This is a genomic window from Westiellopsis prolifica IICB1 (genome assembly GCF_004323185.1).
Classification (GTDB): domain Bacteria; phylum Cyanobacteriota; class Cyanobacteriia; order Cyanobacteriales; family Nostocaceae; genus Pelatocladus; species Pelatocladus prolificus_A.
Genome location: NZ_NAPS01000001.1, coordinates 2654313 through 2664238, shown reverse-complemented (window position 1 = coordinate 2664238; position 9926 = coordinate 2654313). Strand labels below are relative to the sequence as shown.

The window sequence follows — 9926 nt, the reverse complement described above, 5'->3', positions numbered from 1 at the left end:
CTCTACCTCAGCAGAAATCAATTGAGCAGTTTGCCAAGCGAAATCGGACAACTTCTCAACTTGCGATCACTCTATCTCAGCAGTAATCAACTGAACAGTTTGCCAAGCGAAATCGGACAACTTCTCAACTTGCAAACGCTCGACCTTTACAACAATCAACTGAGCAGTCTACCAAGCGAAATCGGACAACTTTTTAACTTGCGATCGCTCAACCTGGACAACAATCAACTGAGTAATCTGCCGGCAGAAATTGTCCAACTGGTCAACTTGCAATGGCTCGACCTCAGCGACAATCAACTGAGTAATCTGCCAGCAGAAATTGTCCAACTTGTCAACTTGCAATGGCTCGACCTCAGCGACAATCAACTGAGTAATCTGCCAGCAGAAATTGTCCAACTGGTCAACTTGCAATGGCTCGACCTCAGCGACAATAAACTGAGTAGTATGCCAGCAGAAATTGGACAACTTCTCAACTTGCGATCGCTCAACCTGGACAAAAATCAACTGAGCAGTCTGCCGAGCGAAATTGGACTACTCACCAATTTGAAACAGCTTGAACTTAAAGGCAACGAATTAATTACACCTCCGCCAGAAATCCTAAAAAAAGGATTAGAAGCAATTCTTAACTTTTGCAGGCAACAACTAGAACAAGAAATTGAAGAACTCTACGAAGCCAAATTACTGATTGTGGGAGAAGGTGAAGCAGGTAAAACTACTTTAGCCAAGAAAATTGAAGATGAAAACTACAAACTCCAATCTGATGAAAAATCCACCGAAGGTATTGATGTCATCCAGTGGAAATTCCCACTAGCTAATGGTAAACACTTTCGCGTTAATATCTGGGACTTTGGCGGACAAGAAATTTATCACGAAACCCACCAGTTTTTTCTCACCAAACGTTCTCTCTATGCTTTAGTTGCTGATTCTCGCAAAGAAAACACCAATTTTTACTGGTGGCTGAAAGTTGTCGAACTCTTGAGTGATAACAGTCCGGTTCTAATCATCAAAAACGAAAAACAAGACCGTCAGTGTGAGGTTAATGATCGCCAATTGCGCGCAGAATTTACTAATCTCAAAGAATCTCTGCCAACTAACTTAGCCGATAATCGCGGGTTAGCAGAAATTAAACAAGCTATTCAAGACTACATTAGCAGACTTCCCCACATCGGTACACCTCTGCCGAAACTCTGGGTAAGAATTAGAGCCACCTTAGAAAACGATTCCCGGAACTATATTAGCTCCCATGAATACGAGAATCTTTGCCGCATTAATAAATTAACTGACTCTAAAGACATGCTGCTGCTGAGTGGCTATCTCCACGACCTTGGCGTTTGTCTGCATTTTCAAGATGATTCTACATTGAAACACTGGGTTATCCTCAAACCAGAATGGGGAACTACTGCCGTTTACAAAGTGTTAGACAATCAAACCATCAAACAAAATCTTGGCTGTTTTACCCAAGAGAATCTCGCTGATATTTGGAAAGATGATGAATATGCCAATATGCGAGATGAACTACTGCAATTAATGATGCGGTTTAAGCTTTGTTACCCAATTCCTAATCATCCCCACAATTATATTGCACCGCAACTACTCGATATTAACCAACTCGATTATAATTGGGACAAAAATAATAATCTGATTTTGCGCTACGAATACGAATTCATGCCCAAGGGAATTATCACCCGCTTCATTGTTGAAACACACCCTTGGATTGAACAACAAAAACTCGTTTGGCGAAGCGGCGTTGTTCTCAACAAAGACCAAACCCGCGCTGAAATTATTGAATACTACAATCAACGAGAAATTAAAATCCGTGTAGCCGGAAATCGCAAGAAAGAATTGCTAGCAGTCGTCACTCACGAACTCGAAAAAATCCACAAGTCTTTTGAACGTTTGCAATATGACACTCTTGTTCCTTGTAACTGTGAAAAATGCGCAGGAAACCAAACTCCCTATACTTATCCTCTGGACGAATTACGCGAGTTTTTAGAAGATAATGCTTACCAGATTCAATGTAGAAAAAGTCGTAAAATGGTCGATGTTCGTAGGCTTATTGATGACGTTAATTTACAATTTTTTAATATCAAACAGGAAGATGACTTACAAGTAAATCCGTTGCAAAGAGAACTAGAAAAAAGTAGAGATAAATCATTGATGCATCAGCCACAAAATAGCAATAAAAAGGAAGTTTTTATTTCTTACACATTGCGAGATGCTCATAGTAAAAAGTTTGTTGAACAAATAGAGCAAGTATTCCAAAGGAAAGAAATCAAAATTATTAGAGATAAAAATGCAGTTGGCTACAAACAACGTTTTCAAGAATTCATGCAGCGATTAAGTCGCAGTAAATGTGTAATTTTAATCATCAGTGACCAGTATTTGAAGTCTGAACATTGCATGTATGAACTCCTTGAAATTGCAAAATATGGAGAATTTTATGAACGAATTTTTCCGATAGTTTTAGAAGATGCCAAAATTTATCAAGCCATTCAAAGAATTAAATATGTCGGGTATTGGGAAGATAAAAAGAAAGAATTAGATGCAGCGATGAAAAAAGTAAGCGGTGATAATTTGCAGGGATTTCGAGAAGAACTTGACTTATATCACGAAATTCGCAACACGTTTGCTAAACTCATTAAATTACTGAAAGACATGAATGCTCTGACGTCGGATGTTCATCTAGAATCAAACTTTGAGACATTGTTGAAAGCAATTGAAGACCGATTAAATGGGTAATACCAATTCGCAATTCGCAATTACCCATTATTGATTCAAAAATTTTTGCGACACATTCTGAATATGAGACGCGATTTATCGCGTCTCTACAAATATGGTCTGTCGCATTCTTTTTTCAAATGTTTATTTTATGCTTCTGCTTCTGGATTAAACTCCATCGCTACACCATTCATACAATAGCGCTGTCCAGTCGGTGCAGGGCCATCTTCAAATACGTGACCCAAATGTCCACCGCAACGGCTACAATGCACCTCTACCCTAGTCATAAAAAATGACCTGTCTACCGTTGTGCTAATTGCACCTTCAATCGGTTGGTAAAAACTCGGCCAGCCAGTACCGCTATTGAACTTAGTTTCTGATGTAAACAACGGTTGTCCACAAGCAGCACATACGTAAGTCCCATCAGCGTAATTTTTATCTAGTGGACTTGTCCCAGCCCGTTCTGTACCGTGCTTACGTAGAACACGAAACTGTTCGGGTGTTAAAGTTTTACGCCATTCTTCCTCAGTTTTATTAACTTCAAACTTTTCACTGTTAGAAGTTGTCATAACTTCGTCCCTCCTGCTTAAATAATTTGATAACCACAGCGCTCCTGCGATCGCACCGCCTGTTTCTAAAAGAACTCTTCTTTTCATCTTCTTATATTTTATTAAGTTTTATAACTTAACAATTAGGTAAACCGTCTCACTTCGATAGAGATTTCCTCACGCGATCGCCACAATAAATGCTGAAGCTGAAACCAAGCTGAGAATTAACTTAAGTCAACAGTAAAAATTGATAGCTGTACAGACGCGATGTTCCTCGCGTCTCTAACTGTTAACTGTTTTCTTTTTCTTCCACCCATTCTAAAATTTCACTGAGTTGAACTTTATACGTATCGCAAATAACTTCTAATACACGAATAGAAGGCAAGTAGCTAGACTTTTTAGCCAACTTATAACCAGTAGCAGGAGCTATTCCAGTATCTTTAATGAACTGGTACGCAGACAAGTTTTTACCTTCTAAGAAGCTTTTGACTCGATTTTGTATAGGCATTACTTATTAAATTTATATACATATTACCAATATTAATTTCATAATATTAAGTTGAAAAAAATAACAAATTGATAGTACTATCAAACCCTAAAAAAGGCGGTCACGCCTGGAAAACGAACCGCCTTTTCTTCCTAGCTATTACGCCTTACGCACTAAAATACTTCGCTACCGGATGGTAACAAATAATCGCCGTCGTAGACTGCTCCGGATACAACTGCTCACTTTCATCCATATACAGATTAATTCGCTCAGTCCCCAACAACTCCAGTTGCTTGTACTGATCCTGAATATTCGGACACGCCGGATAGCCAAAACTATACCTTGAACCCTGATACCTTTGCGCCAAAATATCCCGAATATTATCTGGTTCCTCAGCAGCAAAACCCAACTCCCGGCGAATTCGTGCATGAGTCCACTCAGCCAAAGCTTCCGCCATCTGCACAGCCAAACCGTGAAAATACAGATAGTCTGTGTATTGATTACCTGCAAATAACTTCTGCGCGTACTCCGTCGCCACTTCACCCACAGTTACCGCCTGCATCGGGAACACATCAATCACCCCCGACTCCTTCGGCGCAAAGAAATCAGCAATACACAACCTCCTCAACGACTTTTGTCTCGGAAACTCAAACCTTGATCTTACCTCTGCGCCCTCTGCGTCTCTGCGGTTCCAATCATAAACATACAAACTATTCCCCTCAGACTGACAAGGAAAATACCCATAAATCACCTGCGGATGCAACAAATTTTCTGTAATAATTCGCTGCTTCCACTCCTGCAAAATTGGATACACCTTCTCATCCAAAAAAGCCTGATATTCCTGCTTCGATTGATCCTTCGGCTTCCTAAACTGCCATTGTCCTGCAATCAAAGCTTGCAAATCCAAATACCAAAAAACTTCTTCTACAGGAATATCACTCGGTTGCAATAACTGACTTCCCCAAAAAGGCGGTGTGGGACGCGCAATATCTACCGCTACAGCTTCTGAACGCTTAGTATCAACTTCTGTGGGTTCAACAAATGCTTTTTCTGTTTCCGGTTTTTCCTTTACAGGTTCCTTATGTCCATTTTGAGATATTTCTTCGGCAAATTCACCCAAAAATCCTTGTAGATCATCCCACTTCCCAGATGCTTTTGCTGGCATTAATTTGTCCATAAAGTGCAAATCAGAAAAAGCATCTTTGCCATAGACTACTTTACCTTTGTAAGCATTCTGGCAATCTTCAGCAACAAACTTGGGAGTTAAGGCCGCACCACCCAAAATTACAGGGACAGTAATTCCTTTTTCATTAAATACCTGCAAATTTTCTTTCATGAAGGCAGTGGACTTCACTAATAACCCACTCATAGCAATACAATCAGCTTTGTGCTTATTGTATGCTTCAATGATGTTTTCCACCGACTGCTTAATTCCCAGGTTAATCACCCGATAACCATTGTTAGAGAGAATGATATCAACCAGGTTCTTACCAATATCGTGAACATCACCTTTAACTGTGGCAATAATAAATGTACCCTTGGCATTATCGCCAGCTTCTGATTTTTCCATGAACGGTTCTAGGTAAGCAACCGCCGCTTTCATCGTTTCGGCTGACTGTAACACAAAAGGTAGCTGCATTTGTCCAGAACCAAACAACTCACCTACTACCTTCATTCCATCCAGCAGGAAAATGTTAATAATATCCAAAGCCGGATATTTTTTTAACGCTTCAGCCAGTGCAGTATCTAAACCAATACGTTCACCATCAATCACGTGACGCTTGAGACGTTCTTCAATCGGGAGACTTTCATCAACACCTTTGTCGCGTTTTGTCGTCACCCCTTCAAACATCTTTGTGAGTTCTGTTAAGGGGTCATAGACGCATACATCACCTTCAAATTTGCGATCGTCATAAATCAACTGGCGACAGACTTGTTGATGCTTTTCCTCAATTTTTGAAAGTGGTAGAATTTTATTAGCACTAACAATCGCCGCATCCATACCTACTGCGATCGCCTCATGCAAAAACATGGAATTCAGTACTATCCGGGCTGCGGGACTTAGACCAAAGGAAATATTGGATACACCTAAAACAACATGACAACCAGGCAATTCTTCGCGGATGCGACGAATGGCTTCAATAGTCGCTTTGGCATTTTCTCTGTCTTCTGCAATCCCTGTAGAAATTGGTAGAGCAAGTGTATCAAAAAATATTTCGTGAGATGGGATACCATATTCTAATGCTTGACGGTAGGCACGTTGCGCAATTTGAAATTTCTTTTCGGCCGTCCGCGCCATCCCCTCTTCATCGATAGTACCAATGACAACACCAGCACCATATTTCTTAGCCAATTCCAACACTTTCAAAAAACGTGGTTCGCCGTCTTCGTAGTTAGTGGAGTTCAACAAACACTTACCACCAGCAACTTTTAAACCCGCCTCCATCTTTTCCCATTCTGTGGAATCGAGCATCAGAGGAAGTGTGACATTATTGACAATGCGAGAAACCAATTCGTGCATATCTCGCACACCATCACGCCCCACATAATCGACGTTGACATCCAGGATGTGCGCGCCTTCTTTGACTTGCGCCCTCGCCATCGATACCAGTCCATCCCAGTCTTCCGCGTTCAGCAATTCACGGCATTTTTTAGAACCACTGGCGTTTAATCGTTCACCGATAATTAAGAAAGAATTATCTTGTTCGTAGGGCTGAGTGCTGTAAATCGATGCTGCGGCTGGTTCTAGCTGCGGTTCTCTAATTTTTGGCTTTAATTCTTTGGTGATTTCTGCTAATTGTTGAATATGATCTGGACGTGTCCCACAGCAACCCCCAATTACTTGGACACCTAAGTCTTCAACAAAATGCATCAATGACATCCGCAATTCCATTGGTGTCAAGCGGTAATGCGCTTGTCCACCGACATTTTCTGGTAAACCCGCGTTAGGAATACAGGAAACAACGAATGGTGAATGTTCGGAAAGATACTTAATGTGTGGTTTCATCAGGTCTGGCCCTGTGGCACAATTCAGACCGAGAATATCTATGGGATAAGGTTCTAGAATAGTTAGTACGGCATTGATTTCCGTACCTACTAACATCGTCCCCATTGTTTCCATTGTTACAGAAAGCATCAAAGGACGGCGATCGCCTTTTTTAGCAAAAACTTCTTCAATACCATTCAATGCAGCTTTGATTTGCAGCACATCCTGACAAGTTTCGACAATAAATAAATCGACACCGCCATCCCACAAAGCTTCTGCTTGCTGGGCGAAGTTATCTTTCATGGTGTCAAAATCAATGTGTCCCAAAGTTGGTAATTTGGTTGTCGGTCCCATGGAACCAGCCACAAACCGGGGTTTTTCTGGTGTAGAAAATTCTGCTGCGACACGCTTTGCTAGTTCTGCGGCAATTTTGTTGAGGTAGTATGTTTGGTCAGCGAGGTCATATTCTGCTAATACTATAGGCGTACCACCAAAAGTATCGGTTTCAATCACATCCGCACCCGCAGCCAAGAAGTCACGGTGAACCTTCGCCACAGCTTCAGGTTTAGTGTGGACTAGATACTCGTTACAACCTTCATATTCAGCACCACCGAAATCTTCAGCAGTGAGATTTTGTGTTTGCAAGTTAGTTCCCATCGCACCGTCGAAAACAATCACGGGACGATCAAGACTGTGCAAGCGTTCTAAAAAAGGATGAGTCATATTTGCCAAAAGAAATTTGGTTAGTCTTAATAATTCGACTTAATTTATTATTTTCCAAAATTTCTACAGTTTCGGAGTAAGAAATTGATGAAAACAGGTGGCAAATAATATGAAGTATTTAGAGAAAATGATAACGTAAATTACGTACGCATTCTATTATGTGTTTATCTCTTAACATAAAATGTGTACGTAGCATTGATTAGTGTGTATCAGTCCTAAAGTAGTAATTTTGTACAGAGAAAGGTTTTACACTAAGACTTAGTACCATTTGATTCAGAGACAGTAGTTGCACCAACTGCCATGACTGGAGACCATTCGCTGACGCGGTTTTTATCTAAGACGGCTCGCACTCGATAACCTAGCTGAATTTTATGCATCAACAAGATTAATTCACGGTTGAGTAATCCTTGTGATTTTTGGTTTTCATTAGATGCAGCTTGAAGACGAAAACAGCGATCGCTTTGGTGTTGCAATTTTGGAAACTTGCCTTCCATCAGCACTTTTTGCAATTCGTACTCTTTAGCTTCGGGATATGGTTCCCAGCAAAGTTGCCAGTAAGTTGACCAGCGAATCATCTGTGCTGGTAATTCCTCGACTTCATCGGACAATGTAGAGACAAGTCCGGTGATTGGAGGCTGTACTACCTGATGCTGATTGGAGTTGAATGAGTTTATAACTCCAGTTTGCCCAGCTTGCTGTGCCGCTATAGATGAACTTTCATCAATACTTAGTACCAGTCCAAATATCAAAGTGAATAGCACAATCAATCGTAGGCATTGTAGTTGCACTACCGACAAGATTTTCAGATTCATAATTCTGCAAAAGTTATTGCTTACCACTCCACACGTAAAATTAGGTTGCCGTTATCGGCATAGATTGTTCGAGAAGCGATCGCCGTTCTAGGAGCTACTGTAGAATTGAAGACTGCGCTTCTTTGCCCAAGTGCTGAGTTGTTACCGATGCTGGCGCGGAATACAACGGAGTTCGGCCCTAGCCCGACGGCATTACCTATGCTAGTTTCAGGGCCATTAGCAACACCATTGACAACCTGCCTACCGCCATGAACTAGAGCACGAGGCCCATAACCAATCCCATTACCAAGAGTCAAGCTTGTTGTTTCTAAAGCGTGGAAAACAACATCGTTTGCCATCCCAGCAATTTGCCCAACATTAAAAGGTTCACCTTCATCAGCACGTAGGGAAATTCTGTTCCCTAGTTTGTTACTGACGGTTGCTAAAGAATCTTGCAGAACTATATTGCCGATAATGCGGTTCCTAAAGTTTGGGTCACGGGTGACACTTCCACCTATCTGCGGTAAGCCTCCAGAGTTAAAAAATGTGACTGGAGCATAATTTATCCCTTGTACGTTTGACAAGTCTGCTCTGGCCAATTCTGTGTAACCTTTAGCAAATGCTTCATTGACTTCAATGATGCCTTCCATCAATGTCACGTCGGCCTGTGTCAAGTTTGCGACTTTTCCTAAGCTACCGCTACTAGCTTGTAGGTTAGTTGTGACGTTTTTACCTGGCAGAACAACTTTACCAGCAGGTAAGGTAACACCAGGTCCAACCCGCGAGAGAAAGTTGACTACTGTGTTTCTTTCTATAGTTGCACCGTCTATTTCACAGTTGAAGGCGAGAAATGTCTCTGGAATATCGTTGTTGAACTGAGTATTAGTAATTGGGTCTGTAAAAGGCCCAGTTGAGCCTTGAATACCGATTCTAGCTGCTCCTTTGATTGTGGCCATGTGCGCCATAATGACACGTTTGCCAATTTCAACTCCCGTTCCCGAAGCTTATAATTTTCACTTGGTCTTGGACATTAGTATCTGCATCGATGCTAATGGGCGCATTAGTAGCGTCTAACTCGGCAAATGGAGCAACATAGACTTTTTCGCCTAAAGTAATATTGATTGGATTTTTGATTATTGCAGTTGGGTCAAGGAAACTAGCTGACTCTGAAGGTGCTGTACTTGGGCATATAGGTAGGTTATTTGTCGTTGGATTACAAACTCCATTAAGAGCAATGGCGGGTTGTTTATATATCTGTGTACCGATGAAAAACGCTAGGATAATTGCAATTATTGCGCCAAAAATTGTGCGAGGTTTAAACATAGAAAAAAGCTCCTCACGGCTGTTAAGATATTTGACTATGGAGTAATCTGAGTTAAACAGTAAAAGATGAAGAAAGCGCGAGGGGCGATCGCAATAATTCATATTGTGATTCAGCAATGCCCAGAATTTTTTGTTCACATATCCCTTGAATAACAAAAAGCAAAGCCCCCTAAAGTTGTAGGAGGCTTTGGTTTTGTATAATAAAATCCTGGCATCGAGCTATTTTGACGGTCGGCAACCCGACAACTATCGTCGCCGCAGCAGCGTTTCACAACTGAGTTCGGGAAGGGTTCAGAGTGGTTCCACCGCGCCATAGACACCAGGAAAACCTGTGGATTTTGGATTTGGGA

At 41.3% G+C, this 9926-nt stretch carries 7 protein-coding genes and 1 rRNA gene; 1 reads left to right on the top strand and 7 read right to left on the bottom strand.

The window, feature by feature from the left end:
* Positions 1-2739 (top strand): COR domain-containing protein (locus tag B4U84_RS11060; protein WP_131118878.1); only part of this gene is annotated, 2739 nt, incomplete at its 5' end.
* Between the two features lie 128 nt (positions 2740-2867).
* On the opposite strand, the gene msrB is transcribed toward B4U84_RS11060, so the two are convergent.
* The 7 genes from msrB to rrf form a co-directional block, all read right to left on the bottom strand.
* Positions 2868-3374: a peptide-methionine (R)-S-oxide reductase MsrB gene (msrB, locus tag B4U84_RS11055; RefSeq protein ID WP_278248327.1), complete on the bottom strand. Its 507-nt coding sequence runs from the start codon at positions 3372-3374 to the stop codon at positions 2868-2870.
* A gap of 181 nt (positions 3375-3555) precedes the next feature.
* Complete coding sequence (locus B4U84_RS11050) at positions 3556-3774, bottom strand: helix-turn-helix domain-containing protein (protein ID WP_131117800.1); 219 nt, start codon at positions 3772-3774, stop codon at positions 3556-3558.
* A 145-nt stretch (positions 3775-3919) separates the two neighbouring features.
* On the bottom strand, positions 3920-7462 hold the full coding sequence (metH, locus tag B4U84_RS11045) for a methionine synthase (RefSeq protein WP_131117797.1): 3543 nt from the start codon (positions 7460-7462) through the stop codon (positions 3920-3922).
* A gap of 251 nt (positions 7463-7713) precedes the next feature.
* Entirely contained in the window at positions 7714-8274 is a 561-nt protein-coding gene (locus tag B4U84_RS11040) for a hypothetical protein (RefSeq protein WP_131117794.1), read from the bottom strand.
* Between the two features lie 20 nt (positions 8275-8294).
* A complete protein-coding gene (locus tag B4U84_RS11035; protein ID WP_242677601.1) occupies positions 8295-9218 on the bottom strand; it encodes an LbetaH domain-containing protein in 924 nt (307 codons plus the stop codon).
* A 19-nt stretch (positions 9219-9237) separates the two neighbouring features.
* Entirely contained in the window at positions 9238-9576 is a 339-nt protein-coding gene (locus B4U84_RS31570) for a hypothetical protein (RefSeq protein ID WP_242677600.1), read from the bottom strand.
* 206 nt (positions 9577-9782) lie between these two features.
* Positions 9783-9900, bottom strand: a 5S ribosomal RNA gene (gene rrf, locus B4U84_RS11030).
* Between the last annotated feature and the right edge of the window lie 26 nt (positions 9901-9926).

Coding starts and splice junctions, on each gene's coding strand:
- msrB (WP_278248327.1), bottom strand. CDS start 3,374: ATGAAAAGAAGAGTTCTTTTAGAAACAGGCGGTGCGATCGCAGGAGCG.
- B4U84_RS11050 (WP_131117800.1), bottom strand. CDS start 3,774: ATGCCTATACAAAATCGAGTCAAAAGCTTCTTAGAAGGTAAAAACTTG.
- metH (WP_131117797.1), bottom strand. CDS start 7,462: ATGACTCATCCTTTTTTAGAACGCTTGCACAGTCTTGATCGTCCCGTG.
- B4U84_RS11040 (WP_131117794.1), bottom strand. CDS start 8,274: ATGAATCTGAAAATCTTGTCGGTAGTGCAACTACAATGCCTACGATTG.
- B4U84_RS11035 (WP_242677601.1), bottom strand. CDS start 9,218: ATGGCGCACATGGCCACAATCAAAGGAGCAGCTAGAATCGGTATTCAA.
- B4U84_RS31570 (WP_242677600.1), bottom strand. CDS start 9,576: ATGTTTAAACCTCGCACAATTTTTGGCGCAATAATTGCAATTATCCTA.